The sequence below is a fragment of the Dokdonella sp. genome, from assembly GCF_051958935.1.
In the GTDB taxonomy this organism is placed as follows: domain Bacteria; phylum Pseudomonadota; class Gammaproteobacteria; order Xanthomonadales; family Rhodanobacteraceae; genus Dokdonella_A.
Map to the genome: position 1 here is coordinate 105962 of NZ_JBQCFP010000018.1, position 19307 is coordinate 125268.

The 19307-nt window shown below is 69.9% G+C and carries 21 protein-coding genes and 1 pseudogene; 6 read left to right on the forward strand and 16 right to left on the reverse strand.

What is annotated here, in order from left to right:
• Nucleotides 1-47 precede the first annotated feature (47 nt).
• Together ACTHK2_RS01925 and ACTHK2_RS01930 are read left to right on the forward strand one after the other, a co-directional pair.
• Nucleotides 48-689, forward strand: a complete 642-nt coding sequence (locus tag ACTHK2_RS01925) for a thymidine kinase (RefSeq protein ID WP_440244005.1) — start codon at nucleotides 48-50, stop codon at nucleotides 687-689.
• Nucleotides 686-1444: a hypothetical protein gene (locus ACTHK2_RS01930; RefSeq protein WP_440244006.1), complete on the forward strand. Its 759-nt coding sequence runs from the start codon at nucleotides 686-688 to the stop codon at nucleotides 1442-1444. The genes ACTHK2_RS01925 and ACTHK2_RS01930 overlap by 4 nt, the downstream gene beginning before the upstream one ends.
• Nucleotides 1445-1462: 18 nt before the next feature.
• On the opposite strand, the gene mutM is transcribed toward ACTHK2_RS01930, so the two are convergent.
• Genes mutM through ACTHK2_RS01955 form a run of 5 tightly spaced genes read right to left on the reverse strand, consistent with a single transcriptional unit; the run spans nucleotide 1463 to nucleotide 5852 of the window.
• The gene (gene mutM / locus ACTHK2_RS01935; protein ID WP_440244007.1) at nucleotides 1463-2275 is read right to left on the reverse strand and encodes a bifunctional DNA-formamidopyrimidine glycosylase/DNA-(apurinic or apyrimidinic site) lyase; all 813 of its coding nucleotides are present in this window, start codon (nucleotides 2273-2275) and stop codon (nucleotides 1463-1465) included.
• Between the two features lie 2 nt (nucleotides 2276-2277).
• Nucleotides 2278-2769, reverse strand: a complete 492-nt coding sequence (locus ACTHK2_RS01940) for a hypothetical protein (protein ID WP_440244008.1) — start codon at nucleotides 2767-2769, stop codon at nucleotides 2278-2280.
• A gap of 37 nt (nucleotides 2770-2806) precedes the next feature.
• Nucleotides 2807-4156, reverse strand: coding sequence for a GldG family protein (locus ACTHK2_RS01945; RefSeq protein ID WP_440244009.1), 1350 nt, complete (start codon nucleotides 4154-4156; stop codon nucleotides 2807-2809).
• A complete protein-coding gene (locus ACTHK2_RS01950; RefSeq protein ID WP_440244010.1) occupies nucleotides 4156-4917 on the reverse strand; it encodes an ABC transporter permease in 762 nt (253 codons plus the stop codon). The genes ACTHK2_RS01945 and ACTHK2_RS01950 overlap by 1 nt, the downstream gene beginning before the upstream one ends.
• Nucleotides 4914-5852 carry an ABC transporter ATP-binding protein gene (locus ACTHK2_RS01955; RefSeq protein WP_440244011.1) on the reverse strand — a complete coding sequence of 313 codons (939 nt, stop codon included), beginning with the start codon at nucleotides 5850-5852 and terminating at the stop codon, nucleotides 4914-4916. Before ACTHK2_RS01955 ends, ACTHK2_RS01950 begins: the two co-directional genes overlap by 4 nt.
• 142 nt (nucleotides 5853-5994) lie before the next feature.
• On the opposite strand from ACTHK2_RS01955, the gene ACTHK2_RS01960 reads away from it, so the two are divergent.
• Nucleotides 5995-7200: a DesA family fatty acid desaturase gene (locus ACTHK2_RS01960; protein WP_440244012.1), complete on the forward strand. Its 1206-nt coding sequence runs from the start codon at nucleotides 5995-5997 to the stop codon at nucleotides 7198-7200.
• Nucleotides 7201-7258: 58 nt separating this feature from the next.
• On the opposite strand, the gene ACTHK2_RS01965 is transcribed toward ACTHK2_RS01960, so the two are convergent.
• The 3 genes from ACTHK2_RS01965 to rpmB form a co-directional block, all read right to left on the reverse strand.
• On the reverse strand, nucleotides 7259-7744 hold the full coding sequence (locus ACTHK2_RS01965; RefSeq protein ID WP_440244013.1) for a thiol-disulfide oxidoreductase DCC family protein: 486 nt from the start codon (nucleotides 7742-7744) through the stop codon (nucleotides 7259-7261).
• A gap of 342 nt (nucleotides 7745-8086) precedes the next feature.
• Nucleotides 8087-8251 (reverse strand): 50S ribosomal protein L33, encoded by a 165-nt coding sequence (rpmG, locus tag ACTHK2_RS01970; RefSeq protein WP_131995653.1) that lies wholly within the window; start codon nucleotides 8249-8251, stop codon nucleotides 8087-8089.
• Between the two features lie 13 nt (nucleotides 8252-8264).
• Nucleotides 8265-8501, reverse strand: a complete 237-nt coding sequence (rpmB, locus tag ACTHK2_RS01975) for a 50S ribosomal protein L28 (protein WP_440244014.1) — start codon at nucleotides 8499-8501, stop codon at nucleotides 8265-8267.
• Nucleotides 8502-8832: 331 nt separating this feature from the next.
• On the opposite strand from rpmB, the gene ppc reads away from it, so the two are divergent.
• Nucleotides 8833-11538 carry a phosphoenolpyruvate carboxylase gene (gene ppc, locus ACTHK2_RS01980; RefSeq protein WP_440244015.1) on the forward strand — a complete coding sequence of 902 codons (2706 nt, stop codon included), beginning with the start codon at nucleotides 8833-8835 and terminating at the stop codon, nucleotides 11536-11538.
• Nucleotides 11539-11564: 26 nt separating this feature from the next.
• Here ppc and ACTHK2_RS01985 read toward each other — a convergent pair whose 3' ends face one another.
• From ACTHK2_RS01985 to ACTHK2_RS02020, 8 genes are all read right to left on the reverse strand, one after another.
• Nucleotides 11565-12281 (reverse strand): glycosyltransferase family 2 protein, encoded by a 717-nt coding sequence (locus tag ACTHK2_RS01985; RefSeq protein WP_440244016.1) that lies wholly within the window; start codon nucleotides 12279-12281, stop codon nucleotides 11565-11567.
• A 113-nt stretch (nucleotides 12282-12394) separates the two neighbouring features.
• Entirely contained in the window at nucleotides 12395-13120 is a 726-nt protein-coding gene (locus tag ACTHK2_RS01990; RefSeq protein WP_440244017.1) for a DUF3379 family protein, read from the reverse strand.
• Nucleotides 13107-13670, reverse strand: a complete 564-nt coding sequence (locus tag ACTHK2_RS01995) for a sigma-70 family RNA polymerase sigma factor (RefSeq protein ID WP_440244018.1) — start codon at nucleotides 13668-13670, stop codon at nucleotides 13107-13109. Before ACTHK2_RS01995 ends, ACTHK2_RS01990 begins: the two co-directional genes overlap by 14 nt.
• Before the next feature lie 10 nt (nucleotides 13671-13680).
• The gene (locus tag ACTHK2_RS02000; protein ID WP_440244019.1) at nucleotides 13681-14436 is read right to left on the reverse strand and encodes a plastocyanin/azurin family copper-binding protein; all 756 of its coding nucleotides are present in this window, start codon (nucleotides 14434-14436) and stop codon (nucleotides 13681-13683) included.
• A gap of 108 nt (nucleotides 14437-14544) precedes the next feature.
• Nucleotides 14545-15417 (reverse strand): ParB/RepB/Spo0J family partition protein, encoded by an 873-nt coding sequence (locus tag ACTHK2_RS02005; protein WP_440244020.1) that lies wholly within the window; start codon nucleotides 15415-15417, stop codon nucleotides 14545-14547.
• Between the two features lie 21 nt (nucleotides 15418-15438).
• Nucleotides 15439-16221 (reverse strand): ParA family protein, encoded by a 783-nt coding sequence (locus tag ACTHK2_RS02010; RefSeq protein WP_440244021.1) that lies wholly within the window; start codon nucleotides 16219-16221, stop codon nucleotides 15439-15441.
• Nucleotides 16218-16889 carry a 16S rRNA (guanine(527)-N(7))-methyltransferase RsmG gene (gene rsmG, locus ACTHK2_RS02015; RefSeq protein ID WP_440244022.1) on the reverse strand — a complete coding sequence of 224 codons (672 nt, stop codon included), beginning with the start codon at nucleotides 16887-16889 and terminating at the stop codon, nucleotides 16218-16220. The genes ACTHK2_RS02010 and rsmG overlap by 4 nt, the downstream gene beginning before the upstream one ends.
• Nucleotides 16890-16961: 72 nt before the next feature.
• Entirely contained in the window at nucleotides 16962-17414 is a 453-nt protein-coding gene (locus ACTHK2_RS02020; RefSeq protein ID WP_440244023.1) for an SPFH domain-containing protein, read from the reverse strand.
• Nucleotides 17415-17621: 207 nt separating this feature from the next.
• Here ACTHK2_RS02020 and hemB point away from each other — a divergent pair, with 207 nt between their 5' ends.
• Both hemB and ACTHK2_RS02030 read left to right on the forward strand, forming a co-directional pair.
• The gene (gene hemB, locus ACTHK2_RS02025; RefSeq protein ID WP_440244026.1) at nucleotides 17622-18611 is read left to right on the forward strand and encodes a porphobilinogen synthase; all 990 of its coding nucleotides are present in this window, start codon (nucleotides 17622-17624) and stop codon (nucleotides 18609-18611) included.
• Between the two features lie 263 nt (nucleotides 18612-18874).
• Nucleotides 18875-19307, forward strand: a pseudogene (locus ACTHK2_RS02030) (shikimate dehydrogenase); the annotation flags it as partial.

Below are 19307 nucleotides of genomic sequence, written 5' to 3' on the forward strand. Positions count from 1 at the left end.
TCGGGCGGGTATGCTGGGCGCCCGCTCCGCACACCGCGTCCGCATCGATGGCGAAACTGTATTTCTATTATTCGGCGATGAACGCCGGCAAGACGACGACGCTGCTGCAGAGCGCGTACAACTACCACGAGCGCGGCATGCGCACGCTGATCCTCACGCCGCAGCTCGACACGCGCGCGGGCGAGGGCGTCGTCGCCTCGCGCATCGGGCTGCGCGCGAACGCGCGCCGCTTCACGCGCGAGGACGACCTGATGTCGCTCGCGCGCGCCGACATTGCCTCGCGCGGCAAGCTCGACTGCGTGCTCGTCGACGAGGCGCAGTTCCTGTCCAAGGCGCAGGCCTGGCAGCTCGGCGACATCGTCGACGTGCTCGGCATCCCGGTGCTCGCTTACGGCCTGCGCACGGATTTTCGCGGCGAACTGTTCGAAGGCAGCCAGTACCTGCTCGCCTGGGCCGACAACCTCGTCGAGATCAAGACGATCTGCCACAGCGGGCGCAAGGCGACGATGGTCGTGCGCGTCGACGAACACGGCCGCGCCGTCACCGACGGCCCGCAGGTCGAGATCGGCGGCAACGACCGCTATGTCTCGGTCAGCCGTGCCGAGTTCAAGAAGATCATGGCCGGCGAGAGCACGGTCGAACTGCAGCAGCCGGTGCTGCCGCTCGACCAGCCGCGGGAGTCCGCATGAGCGCGCCGGCATGGCCGCGCCCGGAGTGGCGCGATGGTGGCGACGAGGCGTTCCTGCTCTGGTTCGTGTTCGGTACCTTCGACCCCGGCTTCGTCATCGATGCGCACCGCTATCGAACGCGCGGGACGCCGCCCGGCATCGATGTCGTCCGCTACGAGAACCGCGCGCTCGCGCGCTGGGACGGTTATCCGCTCGCGGGCACGCTCGGGCGCCTGCTGTGGGAGGAGGACGCGCGCCTTTTCGAACGTGCCACGAGCGCGCGCGACTGCACGATGCTGCGCGGATCGATCCGCGACCCGGCCAATCTCGATCCGCTGCGCGACCTCGTCGGCACGATCACCGCGCTGGTGGACGGCGGCGGCGTCGCCGTGGTCGATCCGCAGATCCTGTCGATGTTCGACGCGACGCAATGGCGCGAGCGCTTCACCGCGGACGTGTTCCGCACGCGCGACCACGTGCTGATCCTGTGCAGCGACGACGAGCGCAACGCGGGCCGCTCCTGGGTGCATACGCGCGGCATGCGCAAGTTCGCGCGGCCCGACATCAGCATCCGCAACGTGCCGCCCGCGGCGGTCGCGATCGCGGGCGAGCTCGCGGAGCGCTTCGCCGAGTTCCAGGCGATGGGCGGCATCGTCGACGAGAGCCGCGAGGTCGAAGTGGACGGCGTGCCGCACGGTATGCGGCTCCGCGTTGCGGGCGCGCCCGACGATCCGGAGTTCAACAATCGCCACGTCGCGTTGGACTGGCCCGTCTAGCGATGTCGGCGCGGCGCGTCACCGCTGGCAGCGCGGACAATGGAAGGTCGAGCGCTGGCCGATCACGCTCGCGCGGATCGGCGTACCGCAGGCGCGGCACGGTTCGCCCGCGCGCCCGTAGACCATGAGTTCCTGCTCGAAGTAGCCCGGCGTGCCGTCCGGGCTGATGAAATCCCGCAGGGTCGTGCCGCCGCGGCGGATCGCGTAAGCGAGGATGCGCTTCACCTCCGCCGCGAGTCGCGCGTAGCGCGCGCGCGAGACACTGCCGGCCGCACGCCGGGGATGGATGCCCGCGGCGAACAGCGCCTCGCTCGCGTAGATGTTGCCGACGCCGACCACGATCGCCTGGTCCATCACGAACAGCTTGACCGCCGCGCTGCGCCCGCGAGAGCGCGTCCACAGGTGATCGCCGTCGAAGGCTTCAGACAGCGGCTCGGGGCCGAGCCCCGCGAGGAGTTCGTGCGTCTCGCCGCGCGGCTGCCACAGCTGCGAGCCGAAGCGGCGCGGGTCCGTGTAGCGCAGTACCTGGCCCGAATCGAGGCGCCAGTCGACATGATCGTGAAGCCCTGCCGGCGTGGTCTCCGGCAACACGCGCAATGAGCCGGACATGCCGAGGTGCAGCAACGCGCTGCCGGGTTCGGTGTGCACGAGCAGGTCCTTCGCGCGCCGCTCGATCGCGTCGATGCGCTGGCCGGGCAGTTGCTCGCGCAGTTCACGCGGGACCGGCCAGCGCAATCTCGGCTGGCGCACGTCGAGCGCGACGACGCGCCGTCCGACGAGGTGCGGCGCGAGGCCGCGCCGCGTCGTTTCGACTTCGGGCAGTTCGGGCATGTCTACTCCTTGCCCGGCAACGCAGCGGCCTTGAACAGCCATGCGCTGAAGCGGTCGGGCACGAGCGCGATCGCGTCGCCGACCGCGACGAAACGGTCGCCGCGGATCGCATCGGTGCCGCCGAAGCGCAACTCGGTGTCGTCGAGGCGCAAGGTCGCGAACGGCGGCGCCAGGCCGACCTTGGCCGCCTCGAGGTCGCCGGCCGCGTGGCGCACGCGTACCGGCGCATGCGCGATCGCGAGCAGACGCTCGACCATCGCTTCGTCGGCCGGCGCGTCCGGATCCCGCTGGCGCCAGTGCGCGTCGACCTTCTCGTAGTGCCGCGCGACGCAACCCATGCAGTCCACCTCGATGCGCTTCACCGCGGCGAGGTCGAGCGTCGTCAACGGATCGAGTGCGAGCGCGCGCTCATGGCGCAGTTCGGCGAGCACCGCTACGCCGAGTAGCGCGACCGCGCCAATCAGGAACACCAGCGTGCGTGCGCGTCGCCTCATCGCTGCAGCCTAGCACGCACGCATCCGCCCACCGTCTTCAACGCCGGCGACGGCGCCACCAAAGCGCCATGCCCGTGCCCGCGAGCAGCAGCGGCAGCGCGACGAGGAACAGCACGGCGAGCGTGGTGAGCGCCGCTTGCGACAGCGCGAGCTGGCGATCCGGCGCGCTGCGGTCGGGCACGGCGATCTGCGCGTCGTCGCCGAGCAGCCAGTCGAACATGCGCTGGCCCATCTCGCGATTGCCGCCGTTGCCTAAGTAGCTGTTGGAAAGGAAGTCGCCATCGCCGACCACGACGACGCGCTGCTCGCGCTTGTCCGGCCGCGGCGAGACGCGGCTGAGCGCGAACGCGAGGTCGAGCGGGCCGGGTATCTCGCCCTCGTCGGCATCCTGGCGAACGGTATCGGCCTGCTCGCCGCCCTTCGGTATGTGGCCGGTTTCGTTCCACGATCGGGCGCTCGAGCGCAGCAGCGGCTGCACGGCCCAATGCGCGTCGCTGCGCCTGGCGAGCGCGGCCGGTTGCGGCAGCAGGGTCGTGAGCGCGAAGTCCCTGGTGATCGGCGACGGCGGGTAGGCATTGATCGCGACGAAGCTCGGATCCTGGAGGCCGAACGCCTGGCCGTTGCCGTCGACGACGACGCCGGGCAGCACGCGCACGCCGAGCGCGGACGCGAGGTCGTCGAGGCCGGCGTTCTCGCCGGGCTCGGTCAGCCAGAGCAGCGCGCCGCCGCGATCGACCCAGTCGACGAGCGCCGCGACGAGCGCGGCGTCGAGCTTCACCTGCGGGTTCGCGACGACGACGAGGTCGGCGTTGTCGGGAACCTTGCCGGTGCTCGCGAGCGGCAGTGGTACCGCGCGCACGCCGCGGCCCGCGAGGGTCGCCACGAAGGAGCCCAGATCCGCGTTCGCCTTGCCGAGCGGCTGGCGTTCGCCCTCGCCTTCGAGGAACGCGACGATGCGCTCGTGGCTGCGCGACAGGCGCAGCAGCGCGCCGGAGAATTCGCCCTCGCCGAGTACCTTGAGGCGTTCGCTGCGCTCGCGGTAACGGAGCTCCAGCTCGCCGTCGACATTGACGCCCGCCGCGCGCATTGCGGCCGGGTCGGCATCGGGATCGACGAAACGCAACGTGAGATCGGGCTTGGCGCGGTGGTATCGATCGATGAAGTCGGCGACGACCGCGCGCAGGCCGCCCTGGCGGCTCGCGTAGCTCGTCACCTCGACCGGACCATCGAGCGTCTTCAGCAAGGCGAGCGAGTCGGCCCCGAGGCTCGCGTCCTGGCCGTGGCTGCAGTCGCGGACGAAGCCCAGGCGCGTGCTGAGGAACGCGAGCAGCGCCGCGGCGAGCAGCACGAGCACGGCGTACAGCACATGGCCGAGGCGTTCGCGCATCAATCGGCGCTCCCGCGCAATGCGTCGAGCCGGCGCGTGGCGAACGCGAGCGCGACCGCGGCGACGAGCACGAAGTAGCCGATGTCCACGCTCGCGACGATGCCGCGGAAGAACGATTCGAGATGCGTCGGCAGGGCCAGGTAGTTGATGCCCGCGTTGGTGATGCCCTGCAGGCGCGCACCCGCGTCGACGACGGCGAGCAATGCGGACAGCGCGAACGCGGCCGCGGCCGCGAGCACGGGCTGCGATGCCCAGGCCGAACAGAGCACGCCGATGGCGCTCAGCGCGCCTGCGAAGAGGGCGAGGCCGAGCAGCGCGGCCCCGATCTTGCCGAGGTCGAGCGCGGTGCCGGCGGCGAGCGCGAGCGGCATCGCCGCGACCAGCGCGATCAGCACGACGACATAGCCGAACGCGGCGATGAATTTGCCGAGCACGATGTGGAGGTCGCCGACGCCGCTCGCGAGCAGCAACGGCAAGGTCGCCGCTCGCCGCTCGCCCGCGAACGATTGCATCGTGACCAGCGGCACCAGCGGCAGCAGCAGGTTCGACAGGCTGCGCAGCAACGGAATCGCGACGAGATCGCTCACGCCCGGCGCATCCTTCAGCCCGCCGAGTTTCGGCGCGAGGTCGACGAATCCCTGCAGCGCGAGCAGGAACTGCCAGGCCATGAACGCGAGCACGACCGCGGCGAGCGTCCAGGCGAACGGTTGCGCGCGCAGGCGCCGCCACTCGTGGCTGGCGATGAGCCAGGTCGCGCTCATGCGGCCGCGGCCGCGGCCGGCGCGTCGCTCGCGGCGATCGCGAGGAAGGTCGACTCGAGCGGCAGCGCATCGGCGCCAAGCGCGTTCAGGCCGAACCCCTGCGCCACGACGGCGGCGGCGAACGCATCGATCGCACTGCCGGGCGCGAGTTCGATGCGCCAGTGCGCGAGGTCGAGCGGCTCGGCCGCGGCAACCATCGGCAGGGCACGCCAGTCGTCCGCGCGCAGCGCGCGCGTGACGCCGACGCGCAGCGACGTCGTCGCCGATGCATGCACGTCGCCGACATGGCGCAGCTCGCCGCGATGCAGGATCGCGACGCGATCGCAACACGCGGAAACGTCGGGCAACACGTGCGTCGACAACACGACCGCGTGCTCGCGGCCGAGCCCGCGCACGAGTTCGCGCAGCTTGAGCGCCTGGACCGGGTCGAGTCCCGACGCGGGCTCGTCGAGCACGATGAGTTCGGGTTCGTGCACGATCGCCTGCGCGACACCGACACGCTGGCGATACCCCTTGGACAACGCACCGAGCGGGCGGTGGCGCAGCTCACCGAGTTCGCAGCGCTCGATCGCACGCTCGACCGCGGCGGTGACCGCACCACGCGCGACACCGTGCAGGCGTGCACAGAATCGGAGGTATTCCCCGGTATCGAGCTCGGCGTGCAACGGCGGCGTTTCCGGCAAATAGCCGATGCGCCGGCGCGCGAGTCCGGGATGTTCGTGCAGATCTTCGCCGGCCAACCGTACGCTGCCGGATGTCGGCGCGAGCACGCCCGCGATCATGCGCAGCGTCGTCGTCTTGCCGGCGCCGTTGACGCCGAGCAGGCCGAGCACCTCGCCACGCGCGAGCTCCAGATCCAGCGCGCGCACGACATCGCGGCCGGAGAGGCGACGGCCGGCCTGGACGAGTGCGAGGGTGGGTGTGGGCGATGTCACGACGTTCGATTGTCAAGGGTTCGGCGCGCCGGCGGCAAGCCTGAATGCGCGATCGCGGTCGCAAAGGTTGACGCGGTCGCATGGCGACCCCACTTGAGTGCGCGTATAGTGGCCATCTCCTCCTGGGGTTCCGCGCAAGTCCATGTCCGATACACTGATTTCCCTCGCCGCCCGCGGCCTGACCCAGGCCAGCTGGGGCACCTGGATCATCTACCTGCTGGTCGTGACCCAGCTGACGATCTTCACGGTCACCCTTTATCTGCATCGCAGCCAGACGCATCGCGGCGTCGACTTCCATCCGGTCGTCGCGCACTTCTTCCGCTTCTGGTCGTGGATCAGCACCGGCATGGTCACCAAGGAGTGGGTGGCGATCCATCGCAAGCACCACGCGAAGGTCGAAACCGAGGAAGATCCGCACAGCCCGCAGGTGTACGGCATCCGCAAGGTCTTCTGGGAAGGCGTCGAGCTGTACCGCGAGGCGAGCGAAAACCGCGAGGACATGGAGAAGTACGGTCGCGGCACGCCGGATGACTGGCTCGAGCGCGTGCTCTACAGCGGCCACCCGTACTGGGGCCCGACCCTGATGGCGATCATCGACCTCGCACTGTTCGGCGCGGTCGGCGGCGTGATCTGGGCGATCCAGATGGTATGGATCCCGTTCTGGGCCGCCGGCTTCGTCAACGGCATCGGCCACTGGTGGGGCTATCGCAACTTCGAGTCGGCCGACACCTCGACCAACGTTTCGCCGTGGGGTTTCTGGATCGGCGGCGAAGAGCTGCACAACAACCATCATGCGTTCCCGAGCTCGGCGAAGTTCGCGCTGCGCAAATGGGAATTCGACATTGGCTGGGTCGCGATCCGCGGCCTCGAGAAGCTCGGCCTCGCCGAGGTGCTGCGCGTGGCGCCGGCGCTCGACGTGCGCCCGAACATGAACCTGCCGGACACCGAGACCGTGAAGGCGCTGCTGTCGCACCGTTTCCACGTCATGAGCGACTACTTCCGCGGCGTGATCGCACCGACGCTGCGCGAGGAAGCCGCGAATGCGGGCGCGGGCATCAAGGCGCTGCCACGCAAGCTGCGCAAGGCGCTCGGCAACGGCGGCCGCTGGCTCGACGCGGCCTCGCGTGAACGCATGACCGCGTTCACCGAAAAGCACCCCCAGCTGCGCACCGTGTGCGAGTTCCGCGCACGCCTGGCCGAGCTCACCGAGCGCAACGGCCGCAACGCCGAAGGCATGCTCGAAGGCCTCAAGGAATGGTGCCGCGAGGCGGAGCAGACCGGCATCCGCACGCTCGCCGAATTCGCCGCGCGCCTCAAGGGTTACCGTCTCGCGAGCGAAGCCGCCTGACGGCCGGCGTGTCGAAGTCTTGGAAAGAGCCCGCCGCGTGCGGGCTTTTTCTTGCGCGTCAGTCGAGGAAACGCGCCGCGTGTTCCGGCGCAGGCAGCCAGCAGGCGTCGCTGCGGCCGAACCAGCGATAGCGGTTGCGGGCGAGCCAGCGATAGGCGGGATCGCGCAAAGCGCGCGGCACGAGCCGCAACACGCGCGCCAGGCGCCACGCACCACCCAAGCCGTCGAGCACGCGCACGATCGCCTCGCTGTCGGTGCTCGCGTGTCCGCGCTCGAGCAGGAGCAGGGAATTGGGATCGTCCGGGTCGAGGCCGTGCCGGCGCAGCAACGCGCGTCCGTTCGCCGATTGCATCGATGCGAAGCGGAAGCGGCCGGCGCGGTCGTGCGCGAGCACGAAGCGCACCCAGCGGCTGCACAGGAGGCAGACGCCGTCGTAAACGAGGACCGGGTCGCCAGCAGCGGCCGCCGGCTCCGACTGCGCGGATTGGCTGCCGTCCGATGCGGGCGTGCGCTCAAGTGGGTGAGAGAGGGGGTTGGGTTCCATGGGCGGATGCTGCCTCAGGCGCGTGCAAAGGAACACCCGCGGAGCCTTTCGCTGACCGCACGAATGCCCCCCGGCTCGCCGTCCCGGCGGAAACCGGGCTGAACGGCATGGCCATGGGAAGGGCGTCCCGTGTTGCCTGAAGGAGCTGGATCCCGGCTTTCGACGGGATGACGGCGTTGCCTACCTCTGCGCGGTGCGCGCAAGAAAAAGAAAAAACCCGCCATGGAGGCGGGTTTTTCGTGTGCCTGAAGGCGCTGGATCCCGGCGGCCGCCGGATGAGGAGGAGCTGGATCCCGTGTCAGCGTACATCCATGTACTGCACGGGATGACCGCATCCTGCGGTCACTTGATCTTGCCTTCCTTGTATTCGACGTGCTTGCGCACGACCGGGTCGTACTTCTTCACCGCCATCTTTTCCGGCGTGTTCTTCTTGTTCTTGTCGGTGGTGTAGAAGTGGCCGGTGCCGGCCGAGGAGATCAGACGGATCTTGTCGCGCTTGGATGCCATGGTGTTGTCCTCCTCAGACCTTTTCGCCGCGCTTGCGCAGTTCGGCGATGACGACTTCGATGCCCTTCTTGTCGATCGTGCGCAGGCCGTGGCTCGACACGCGCAGGCTCACCCAGCGGTTTTCGCTCGGCACCCAGAAGCGGCGCTCGTGCAGGTTCGGCAGCCAGCGGCGCCGCGTCTTGTTGTTGGCGTGGGAAACGTTGTTGCCGGAAAGGGCGCCCTTCCCGGTGACTTGGCAGACTCTGGACATTGCGAACCTCGGATACTCGGTGCCGACCTTGGCCAGGACGGCGGCGGCCCAGCGGCGACGATGCGCCATGCGGTGCTGGAAGCCCCTGGCCGATCGACGCGGGCGGACCGCATGCCGGAATCCGCGTACCCGAAGGGCGATGAAAGGCGCAGGGAGCCGCGCTTTATAGCGGAATCAGCGGCTTGCGGCAAGTGGCGGCTCAATGCCCTCGGGGCGGGTCCAGCCGCGCAGCGGCGGATCTGCCTGGCTGCGCGACCCGGTGCGGGCGCCCGGCGGCGAGCCGCGCCGCGCTGGTAGAGTCCACGATTCCCCGTAACGGAGCCGGGCAACCGTGGCAACGACGCGCGAAACGGCATTGGAACCGACCGATCCCGCCCTGCGCGACGACGTGCGCCGGCTCGGGCGCCTCGTCGGCGAGTTGCTCGTCGAGCAGGCGGGTGGTGCGTTCTACCAGCGCGTCGAAGCCGCGCGCACGGAAGCGATCCGCCGCCGCGAGGAAGGCGAGGGCGCCGAGGCCCTGGCCGGGCGCCTGTCCGGGCTCGAGGCCCGCGAGGCCGACGCGCTCGGGCGAGCCTTTTCGACCTACTTCCAAGTCGTCAACATCGCCGAGCGCGTGCAGCGCATCCGCCGCCGGCGCGACTACCAGCTCGCTGGGGCGGCGCCCCAACCGGACGGCCTGCACGACGTGCTGCTGCGCCTGCGTACGGCCGGCGTCGACGCCGCGGAACTGCTCGACGCGCTGCCGCGCATCGACGTCGAGCCGGTCTTCACCGCGCACCCGACCGAGGCGTCGCGCCGCTCGCTGCTCGAAAAGGAGCAGGAGATCGTGCGCGCATTGATCGCCGATTTCGTAGGTCCGCGCACCGAGGCCGAGCGCGCGGTCGACTGGGCGCGCCTGCGCATGGCGTTGACGTGCAGCTGGCAGACCGCCGATCTCTCGCTGGTGCGTCCATCGGTGCAGGACGAACTCGACCACGTCGACTTCTACCTCTCCGACCCGCTCTATCGCGTGATTCCCGTGTTCTACGAAGTGCTCGAACAGGCGATCACCGAGGTCTACGGCACCTGCCCCGCGTTGCCGCGCATCGTGCGCTTCGCCTCGTGGGTCGGCGGCGACATGGACGGCAATCCCAATGTCGGCGCAGCGACGATCGCGGCCGCATTGCGCAAGCAGCGCCAGATCGTGCTCGCCTGCTACCGGCGCGAGTGCGTCGGACTCGCGCGCCTGCTCTCGCAGACGCTCGACCGCGTCGGCGTCGACGAGCGCGTGCTCGCGCGCGTGGCGACTTACCGTGACCTCCTGCCCGACGCGGCCGCGAAGATCCGCCCACGCCACCGCAACATGCCCTATCGCTGCCTGCTGCAGCTCGTCGGCGCACGCCTCGCGGCAAGCGCACACGACGCGCCGGGCGGCTACACACGCATCGGCGAGTTCGCCGCCGACATCGAACTGGTCGCGGCGAGCCTGCGCGCGAATGCCGGTGCGCACGCGGGCTGGTTCGCCGTGCGCCGGCTGCAGCGGCGCATCGCGACCTTCGGCTTCCATCTCGCGCGGCTCGACGCACGGCAGGATTCGCGCGTGCACGCGGCCGCGCTTGCCGAGGCGCTCGGCCCGCTGCCGGAGGACGCCGTGGCGCGCGCGGGCGCGCTGGCACCCTACGCGGAAGGCAGCCGTTCGATCGACGTGCGCGCCGATACCGAAACGCTCGCGCCCTGCTGCGCCGTGTTCGCTACCTTCGCCGACGCGCGCGCGCGGCACGGCGATGCGGCGCTAGGCGCCTATGTGATCAGCATGGCCGGCAGCGTTGCGGACGTGCTCGCCGTGCTCGCCCTCGCGCGAGCCGGCGGGCTCGTCGACGACTCCGGTGCCGTGCCGCTCGACGTCGCGCCGCTGTTCGAGACGATCGACGACCTGCGCGGGGCACCGGCGACATTCGCCGCGTTGCTCACCGACCGCGTCTATCGCGACCACCTGCGCGCACGTGGCGATCGCCAGATGATCATGCTCGGGTACTCCGACAGTGCGAAGGATGGCGGCATCCTCGCGGCACGCTGGTCGTTGCAGCGCGCGCAGGTCGAGCTGCTCTCGGTCGCGCGCATGCACGGCATCACGCTCACGTTCTTCCACGGACGCGGCGGCTCGATCAGCCGCGGTGGCGGCAAGGTCACGCGCGGCGTGATCGCCGCGCCGCGCGGCGCCGTCGATGGCCGCCTGCGCGTGACCGAACAGGGCGAGGTGATCCACCAGAAATACGGCATTCGTGCGCTCGCGTTGCGCAGCCTCGAGCAGGCGACCGGCGCGGTGCTGCTCGCGACCTTGCGGCCGCGTCCGCCGGAGCCGCGCGAAGCGCGCTGGCGCGAGGCGATGGGCGCGCTCGCCGAGGACGGCGCGTCGGCCTATCGCGAACTCGTCGCGGGTACTGCGGGGTTCGTCGACTACTTCCGCCTCGCCACGCCGATCGACGTGATCGAGCGCATGACGCTCGGCTCGCGGCCCGCACGCCGCGGCGTCGGCGCGGGCGGCGTCGAGTCGCTGCGGGCGATCCCGTGGGTGTTCGCCTGGACACAGTGCCGCGCCGGACTCACCGGCTGGTACGGCGTCGGTACGGCACTCGAGCGCGCCGCCGCACGCGGCGACGAGGCGGTTCTCGCCGAGATGACGCGCGACTGGGCGTTCTTCCGCACGCTCCTCGAAGACCTCGAGATGCTGCTCGCCAAATGCGATCTCGGCATCGCCGAGCGCTTCTCGCAGCTTGCCGGCCCGCTGCATGACAGGTTCTTTCCCCGCATCGCGGCCGAGTTCGAGCGCACGGCCAGCTGGCTGCTGCGCCTGCGTGGCCGCGGGCAGCTGCTCGCCGACGATCCGCGCCTGGCCGAATCGATCCGCCTACGCAACCCGTATACCGACCCGATCAGCCTGATCCAGGTCGACCTGCTGCAGCGGTGGCGTGCATCGGGCTCGGCCGACGACGCGCTGTTCGGCGCGCTCGTCTCGGGGGTGCACGGCGTCGCGCAGGCCCTACAGAACACCGGGTAACCGCTCGCGCTTCCCGGTGGGCGAAATCAGAGCTCTTCGGCCGCAGTGCGCCTGGAGCGCTTGATGAGCCAGGCGACGCCGCGCAGGTCGGCGATGCCCACGAGTGCACGGTTGAGATTGTTGTACTTGGACGTGCCGCTGCTGCGCGGGCGGTGGTTGACCGGCACCGACTTCACCTGCCACCCCGCGCGCTGCATCAGCGCGGGCAGGTAGCGGTGCATGTGGTCGAAATAGGGCAGGTCGAGGAAGCTCGCGCGTTCGAACAGCTTGATCCCGCAACCGGTGTCGGGCGTGTCGTCGCGCAGCAGGCGCGAACGGATCGCGTTCGCCCACTTCGATGCCCAGCGCTTGCTGCCCGAATCCTGCCGGTTCACTCGCCAGCCGGCATAAAGCTTGATCGTCGCCGGCGACTCGTCACGCATCGCGAGCAGCTTGGGGATGTCGGCGGGGTCGTTCTGGCCATCGCCGTCGAGCGTCGCGATCCAGTCTCCGCGCGCGGCCTTCACGCCGTTGCGGATCGCCGTGCTCTGCCCGCTCTGCGCGAGATGGCGCACGACGCGGAGTTCCGGATAGACGGACTTCGCGGCGGCGAGCACGGCAAGGCTGTCGTCCTTGCTCGCATCGTCGACGTAGACGATTTCGAAATCGACGCGGCCGCGCAGCGCCGCGGCGATCTCGGTGAGCAGCGGCGGGATGTTGTCGCGCTCGTTGAAGACGGGCACGACCACGGACAGTGCGGGCATGGCGACGGATCGGTTCGCGAAAGGCGCGCATTATCGCCGGTTTTGCCGGCCGCGGCGTCGATCGCCGCGCCGGAGTGCGCGCAATTGCCGCGGGGACCGCGCTTCGCGATTCGTCAATTGCTGCCGGAAGCGACGCTCGGCAGGCCTTCGAGCGCGTTGCGCCATGCGTGCTCGAGCGCATCGAAGCGCGTGTCGGTGGCGGCGAGCATGAACAGGGTACCGTCGGCCATCGGCACCTCGCGCGCGACGAGGCCGGCACGACGGAACGCGGACGCCTTCCCGGCGCGGTCGCGCGCGATGTAGACGACGCTGACCGGACCGCCCGCGCCCGCGCTGACCATGTGCACGCTGCGCCAGCGGCCGATCGGGCACTCCGCGACGTAGGCGACTTCGGGCGGAACGTCGGCGAGCGTCACGCCGCGATCGGCGAACGCCTGCTCGACCTCGGCCGGCGGCACCGGCGCGACCAGCGCGAGCGCCTCGTGCTCGTCGGGTGCACTCACGTGCGCGGCGACCATCGCGCGCAGGCTCGTCGACTGGCGATGGCGCACCACGCCGAACGCGATCAGCACGCTCGCGGCCGCGGCAAGCGCGATCCAGCCGAGTCGGCGCCGCGGCTGGAACGGTTCGACCGTCGCCTCGGGACGCGCGGCGAGGATGCGCTCGGCCAGTCCCTCGGGCACCGGCACCGCGAGCGCCGCCGACAGGCGCGCTTCGAACGCCTGTGCGTCGGCGGCGAGCGCAACGCAGTCGCGGCACGTCGCCATGTGCGCGCGGGCAGCGTCCGTGCCGGCGCGCGGGTCGCTGCCCAGCAGGCGGCGGAACTCAAGGCAGTCCATGCAGCTCCGCCTCCGGTTCCTTGCCGTCGAGCAGCGCGCGCAGTTTCTGCCGCGCGCGGAAAACCTGGGTCATCACCGCCGATTCGCTGATGCCGAGCTGCGCGGCGACCTCGGCGCAGGAAAAACCGCCGAGTACCTGCAGCACGAGCGGCTCGCGGTACTTCGGTTCGAGCCGCGCGATCGCCGCGCGCAGCACGGCGTCCTCGCCGCGGTGCTCGGGACCGGGCGAATCGTCGCTGAGTTCGAGATCGGTGATATCGGTGGTCGGCATCGGCTTGCGTTCGTACAGGCGCGCGTGTTCGCGTCGCAGGATCGTCGCCAGCCATGCTTTCGCCGCGATGTCGTCGCGCAGCGCATCGAGTGAGCGCCATGCGCGCAGGAAGGTCTCCTGGACCAGGTCCTGCGCGAGCGCGTCCTGGCCGCAGAGCCAGTACGCGTAGCGGTAGAGCTCGCCCGAATGCGCGCGCACGAGTGCCTCGAACTGTTGCTGGCGGTTACCCGCCACGCCGACAGACCGGGGATTGCCGTCCTGGCTTGCACCTTCCCTCATGCGCTAAGGATCACCCATCGAAGCCGTTTTCGAAGATCAGGTCGGGCGTATTGACGGTGAAACTGACCGGTAGCGTCAACGGGTCGTTGGCCACGTCGTTGCTGTGCACGCATATGTTCGCATTGTAGGCTCCCGGTGTCAGGCTCGAGGCATCGAGGGTCACGTCGATGCTCGCCGCGGTGGCGCCCGGGGCGATCGAGCCCGAGGTCGGCGCGAGCACGATCCACGGCACGTCGATTGGCGCGGTGCAGCCGGTGGAGGACGTGTCGAGCGTACAGTCCAGCGTGGCGCCGCCGGTATTGGCGAGTTCGAAGCCGGTGCTGGCGCTGCCGCCCGCCGGGGCCGAAGCGCTCACGCTGCCCGGCGCCACTTCGACGCTTGGCGTCGCCGCGGCTTGGACCACGATCGAACCGGACATGCCGCTCCCGCCGTTGCCGCCATGGATCTCGCAGTAGAAGCCGATCGTGCCGGCGGTCGGGAAGGTGACTTCGGCGACCCAGGACGAACTGCTCGCATTGCCGTTGCCGCCGCTGCCGTCGCAGCCGGCCGCGCAACGGAACGACGTCACGGCGCCGGTATCGGAAACGACGTTGTGGAAGCCGCCGGCATTGGTGAATCTCACGGTATCGCCGACGTTGATGGTCAGGTTCGACGGGCTGTAGGCCAAGCCGGCCGCGCCGCCGACACTGACGTCGTGGATGGCGGCGAGCGCGGAGGCGGAACCGAAAACCAGGGTGACGGCGACGGCTAGAACGGTACGGCGCATGACGGTACTCCCCAGGGGTGGCGATCCTCGTGGGTACCGCAATGGCAGGCGCCGGTTGCCCGCTCCGGAAATTTCCCCGAAAACGGGGATGGCCTCCGCCCCGGGGCGTCAGCGGATGCGCTCGAGGATGCCGTCCAGCTCGTCGAGGCTGTGGTAATGGATCACCAGTTTGCCGCGGCCGTTGCGCGCGTGGGCGAGGCGCACGCGCGTCGCGAGCTTCTCGGCGAGGTCGCGTTCGAGCGCGGCGATGTTCGGATCCGGCCGCGCCGCGGGCTTCGCCGGCTTGCCACCGTCGCCCGCCGACTGGCGCACCGCGTCCTCGAGTTCGCGCACGGACCAGCGCTTCTCGACCGCGACGTGGGCGAGCGCAACCGCGCGCGCCTCGGGCAGGGTCGCGAGCGCGCGTGCGTGGCCCATTTCGAGTTCGCGGTCGTCGAGCAGGCGCTTGATCTCGGCCGGGAGCTCGAGCAGGCGCAGCAGGTTCGACACGGCCGCGCGCGAGCGGCCGACCGCTTCGGCGGCCTGCTGGTGGGTGAGGCCGAATTCGTCGATGAGGCGCGACAGTGCCTGCGCTTCCTCGAGCGGCGAGAGGTCCTCGCGCTGGATGTTCTCGATCAGCGCCATCGCCACGACGGCCTGGTCGGGCACGACCTTCACGAGCGCGGGAATCTCGCCGAGGCCGGCCTGCTGCGCCGCGCGCCAGCGGCGTTCGCCGGCGATGAGCTCGTAACGGTCCGCGCCGATCGCGCGCACGACCACCGGCTGGATCAGCCCTTGCGCCTTGATCGACGCGGCGAGTTCCTCGAGCGGCTCGGCGTCGAAGTGGTGCCGCGGCTGGTACTTGCCCGGCTGGATCGCATGGATCTCGAGCGTGCGCAGCTCGCCCTCGGTGTCGACCGTGGCGGCCGGCGCGTCACCACCGCCGCCGAGCAGGGCGTCGAGGCCGCGGCCGAGGCTGGAGGGGCGTTTCTTGGCTGCCATGCGTGCGGTTTCCTCGTCGCGTCAGTGCGTCGCCGCCGCGGCCGCCGGGTGACGCCGCAGCATTTCGCCGGCGAGACTCAGGTAGGCGACGGCGCCGCGCGATTCGCGGTCGTACAGGTTGATCGGCTTGCCGTGGCTCGGCGCCTCGGCCAGGCGGATGTTGCGCGGGATGATCGAGCGCAGCACCTTGTCACCGAACTGTTTGGTCAGCTGCAGCGATACCTCGTTGCCGAGGTTGTTGCGCACGTCGTACATGGTGCGCAGCAGGCCTTCGACTTCGAGCTGCGGATTGAGGCGCATGCGCACCGCCTTGATGGTGTCGAGCAGGCTCGTGAGTCCTTCGAGCGCGAAGTATTCGCATTGCACCGGGATCAGCACGCCGTGCGCGGCGGTGAGCGCGTTGATCGTGAGCAGGTGCAGGGTCGGCGGGCAGTCGATGAGCACCGTCTCGTAGCGGTCGCCGAGCTTGGCGATCTGTTCCTTGAGCCGCGATTCGCGCGCGAGCGCGTCCATCAGCTTGAGCTCGGCCGCGGTGAGGTCGCCGTTGCCGGGCATCAGGTCGAAACCGCCTTCGGTGGTCACGATCGCGCGTTCGATCGGGGCCTCGTCCAGCAGCACTTCGCAGCCATTCGGCTTGGCCGAGCGCTTGTCGACGCCGGATGCCATGGTCGCGTTGCCCTGCGGATCGAAATCGATCAGCAGCACGCGGTGTTTTTCCTCGGCGAGCGCTGCGGCCAGGTTGACCGCGGTCGTGGTCTTGCCGACGCCGCCCTTCTGGTTCGCGATCGCGATGATGCGCGTCATGCCCGTACCACCCGTTCCTGTCGGCCCGGGCCGTCGGCGCCGGAACCCCTGATTATGACCACGTGGCGCTCCGCCTCCAAACCGGGCACGGCCAGCGGCACGACCGCCTCGACCGTGAAGCCAGCCGGGAGCACATCGATTTCGTCCTGCGGCTGGCGCCCCTTGAGGGCCAGCCAGCGGCCGGCGGGCGCGAGCAGGTGCCCGCCCCAGGCAAGCATGTCGGCGAGGGTCGCGAATGCACGCGCGGTGATGCAGTCGAACTCGCCCTGCACCGCCTCGACGCGCGCCTCCGCGACACTCACGTTCGCCAGGCGCAGCTCGCGCACGGCCGCGCGCAGGAAGCGCGTCTTCTTGCCGTTCGAGTCGACCAGGGTCACCGCGCGATCCGGTGCGACGATCGCGAGCGGAATGCCCGGCAGCCCCGCGCCCGTGCCGAGGTCGGCGAGCGTCGAACCGGTGACGTACGGCACGATCGCGAGCGAATCGAGCAGGTGGCGCGTGACCATCGCGGCCGGATCGCGCACGGCACTGAGGTTGTAGGTCGAATTCCAGCGGTGCAGCAGGTCGACGTAATCGAGCAGGCGCGCGACGACGGCGTCGGGCAGGTCGAGTCCGAGGGCTGCGAGACCCGCGCCGAGGCGCCGCCGCAGCGGATCGCGGTCAGACATGGCGGTCGCAACGATACGAGGGGCGCGCAGTATCCGCGCGCGGAGGCGCAAAATCCACCGCGCGGGCGATGTTCAGGCCGCGGCGAGGTCGACGCGCGCGACCAGCAGGCCGCGGTCGCGCAGTTCGCTGTTGAGCGATTGCTTGAGCCAGCGCCGGCGTGCCTCGGCCTCGTCCGGCAATACGGCGTAGTCGAACAGCCTGCGCGTGGTCACCTGCAGCAGGCCCTCGAGGTCGTCGATGACGACATCCGCGCGCTGCGGATCGAGCACCTGGAAGTAGACGAGCGCGCGATAGTCCTGGGCACCGCGGTGCAGCCGATCCACCGCGACGGTCGCCCCGGCGAGGTCGATCTTGTGCGCGACCCGCTCGACCAGTGGCAGCACGACATGCAGGCCGGCACCGACGGTGCGGATGCGGCCGCCGCGGCTGCGCAGCGTATAGACCTGGCCTTGGGGGATGCGACGGACGCACACGGCGACGAGCAGGGCCATCCCGCACAGCGCGGCGATCAGGATCGGGGACATCACGTTCGTGTTCTCTGAAGCGTTCTTGTTATCGGGACAGCGGGTACTGCGCAGCACTTGACCACGATACGCCCCGAAGGACTAACGATTGCTTAACAGTTTTTCATGCTGCGGCGCGAAACGAGCGTGACGCCGTGCCGCATGGCCGGCGCCGGCAGCCGCGTACAATGGCTCGTTTTTCCCTGTTCGACGATCTCCCTGCATCCGATGGCCTACCCGCACACCCGCCTGCGCCGCATGCGCCGCGACGCGTTTTCGCGCGCGCTCATGCGCGAAACCGACCTCACCCCCGCCGACCTGATCCTGCCGGTGTTCGTGCGCGAAGGGCGCGACGTCGCCGAAGCGATTCCGTCGATGCCCGGCGTAGAGCGCGTCTCGATCGACCGCTTGGTGCGCCTTGCCGAGGAAGCCCATGGCCTCGGGATTCCGGCGCTCGCGCTGTTCCCGGTCACGCCGCCCGAAGCGAAATCCCTCGACGCGAGCGAGGCGTGGAATCCCGACGGCCTCGCGCAGCGTGCGGTGCGCGCGCTGAAGCAGGCGCTGCCCGATCTGGGTGTCATCACCGACGTCGCGCTCGATCCGTTCACGACGCACGGCCAGGACGGGCTCATCGACGAGCGCGGCTACGTCGTCAACGACGCGACCGTCGAGGCGCTCGTCAAGCAGGCGATCTCGCATGCCGAGGCCGGCGCCGACATCGTCGCGCCGTCGGACATGATGGACGGCCGCGTCGGCGCGATCCGCGCCGCGCTCGAAGTCGACGGCCACGTCAACACGCGCATCCTCGCTTACGCGGCGAAGTACGCGTCCGCGTTCTACGGCCCGTTTCGCGACGCGGTCGGCTCGTCCGGCAGCCTCGGCAAGGGCAACAAGTACACCTACCAGATGGACCCGGCCAATGGCGACGAGGCGCTGCGCGAAGTCGCGCTCGACCTCGAGGAAGGCGCCGACATGGTCATGGTCAAGCCCGCGATGCCCTATCTCGACATCGTGCGGCGCGTGAAGGACCGCTTCGGCGTGCCGACCCTCGCCTACCAGGTCAGCGGCGAGTACGCGATGCTCAAGGCCGCATTCGCGAACGGCTGGCTCGACGAGCGCGCCTGCGTGCTCGAAGCCCTCACGGGGATCCGCCGCGCGGGCGCCGACGCGATCCTCACCTACTTCGCCCTCGACGCCGCGCGCTGGTTGCGCGGTTGACGCGGACGATCGAGAAGCAACAGCGAACAGCCTGAAACACAAGCGCGCACGAAGAAGGGCAGTTGCCCAGAACGATCGAAACACGGGGCACAAGGAGCACACGGAGGAGAGGCTTTTCACGAGATCGGTTTTCTTCCATCCCTTCCTCCGTGTGCTCCGTGTCGGAAGTTTTTGCCGATTGTTCCATTACTTCGTGTATTCATGTTTCAGGCTTGGCTTGGCTTGCTGGCTCGCCCTGGTTGGCCTGTTTCCCCGGAAGCCGCATGGACCGTTACGCCGTATTCGGCCAGCCGATCGCACATTCATTGTCGCCACGGATCCATGCGACGTTCGGGGCGCAGCTCGGCATCCGGCTCGACTACCGCGCGATCGAGGCCGCGCGCGAGACGTTCGCGGCGACGCTCGTCGCATTCGCGCGCGACGGCGGGCGCGGCGCGAACGTGACCTTGCCACTCAAGGAGGATGCGGCCGCGTTGTGCGACGCGCTGTCCGAGCGCGCGCGCCGCTGCGGCAGCGTCAACACGCTCATTCGCGACGGCGACGCGTGGCGCGGCGACAGCACGGACGGGGTGGGGTTGTTGCGCGACCTCGCCCGCCATGGAATCGATACTCGTGGCCTGCGCGTGCTCCTGCTCGGCGCCGGCGGCGCCGCGCGCGCCGCGGCGTTCGCGCTCGTCGACGCGGGCGCGCGCGAAC

Excerpts from the sequence above, each read along its gene's own strand:
- mutM (WP_440244007.1), bottom strand. The coding sequence starts at position 2,275 with ATGCCCGAACTGCCCGAAGTCGAAACGACGCGGCGCGGCCTCGCGCCG.
- ACTHK2_RS02000 (WP_440244019.1), bottom strand. The coding sequence starts at position 14,436 with ATGCGCCGTACCGTTCTAGCCGTCGCCGTCACCCTGGTTTTCGGTTCC.
- ACTHK2_RS02005 (WP_440244020.1), bottom strand. The coding sequence starts at position 15,417 with ATGGCAGCCAAGAAACGCCCCTCCAGCCTCGGCCGCGGCCTCGACGCC.
- ACTHK2_RS02020 (WP_440244023.1), bottom strand. The coding sequence starts at position 17,414 with ATGTCCCCGATCCTGATCGCCGCGCTGTGCGGGATGGCCCTGCTCGTC.
- hemB (WP_440244026.1), top strand. The coding sequence starts at position 17,622 with ATGGCCTACCCGCACACCCGCCTGCGCCGCATGCGCCGCGACGCGTTT.
- ACTHK2_RS01950 (WP_440244010.1), bottom strand. The coding sequence starts at position 4,917 with ATGAGCGCGACCTGGCTCATCGCCAGCCACGAGTGGCGGCGCCTGCGC.
- ACTHK2_RS01965 (WP_440244013.1), bottom strand. The coding sequence starts at position 7,744 with ATGGAACCCAACCCCCTCTCTCACCCACTTGAGCGCACGCCCGCATCG.
- ACTHK2_RS01985 (WP_440244016.1), bottom strand. The coding sequence starts at position 12,281 with ATGCCCGCACTGTCCGTGGTCGTGCCCGTCTTCAACGAGCGCGACAAC.
- ACTHK2_RS02010 (WP_440244021.1), bottom strand. The coding sequence starts at position 16,221 with ATGACGCGCATCATCGCGATCGCGAACCAGAAGGGCGGCGTCGGCAAG.
- ACTHK2_RS01930 (WP_440244006.1), top strand. The coding sequence starts at position 686 with ATGAGCGCGCCGGCATGGCCGCGCCCGGAGTGGCGCGATGGTGGCGAC.
- ACTHK2_RS01990 (WP_440244017.1), bottom strand. The coding sequence starts at position 13,120 with ATGGACTGCCTTGAGTTCCGCCGCCTGCTGGGCAGCGACCCGCGCGCC.
- ACTHK2_RS01945 (WP_440244009.1), bottom strand. The coding sequence starts at position 4,156 with ATGCGCGAACGCCTCGGCCATGTGCTGTACGCCGTGCTCGTGCTGCTC.
- ACTHK2_RS01960 (WP_440244012.1), top strand. The coding sequence starts at position 5,995 with ATGTCCGATACACTGATTTCCCTCGCCGCCCGCGGCCTGACCCAGGCC.
- ACTHK2_RS01925 (WP_440244005.1), top strand. The coding sequence starts at position 48 with ATGGCGAAACTGTATTTCTATTATTCGGCGATGAACGCCGGCAAGACG.
- ACTHK2_RS01995 (WP_440244018.1), bottom strand. The coding sequence starts at position 13,670 with ATGAGGGAAGGTGCAAGCCAGGACGGCAATCCCCGGTCTGTCGGCGTG.
- rpmB (WP_440244014.1), bottom strand. The coding sequence starts at position 8,501 with ATGTCCAGAGTCTGCCAAGTCACCGGGAAGGGCGCCCTTTCCGGCAAC.
- ACTHK2_RS01940 (WP_440244008.1), bottom strand. The coding sequence starts at position 2,769 with ATGAGGCGACGCGCACGCACGCTGGTGTTCCTGATTGGCGCGGTCGCG.
- rsmG (WP_440244022.1), bottom strand. The coding sequence starts at position 16,889 with ATGTCTGACCGCGATCCGCTGCGGCGGCGCCTCGGCGCGGGTCTCGCA.
- rpmG (WP_131995653.1), bottom strand. The coding sequence starts at position 8,251 with ATGGCATCCAAGCGCGACAAGATCCGTCTGATCTCCTCGGCCGGCACC.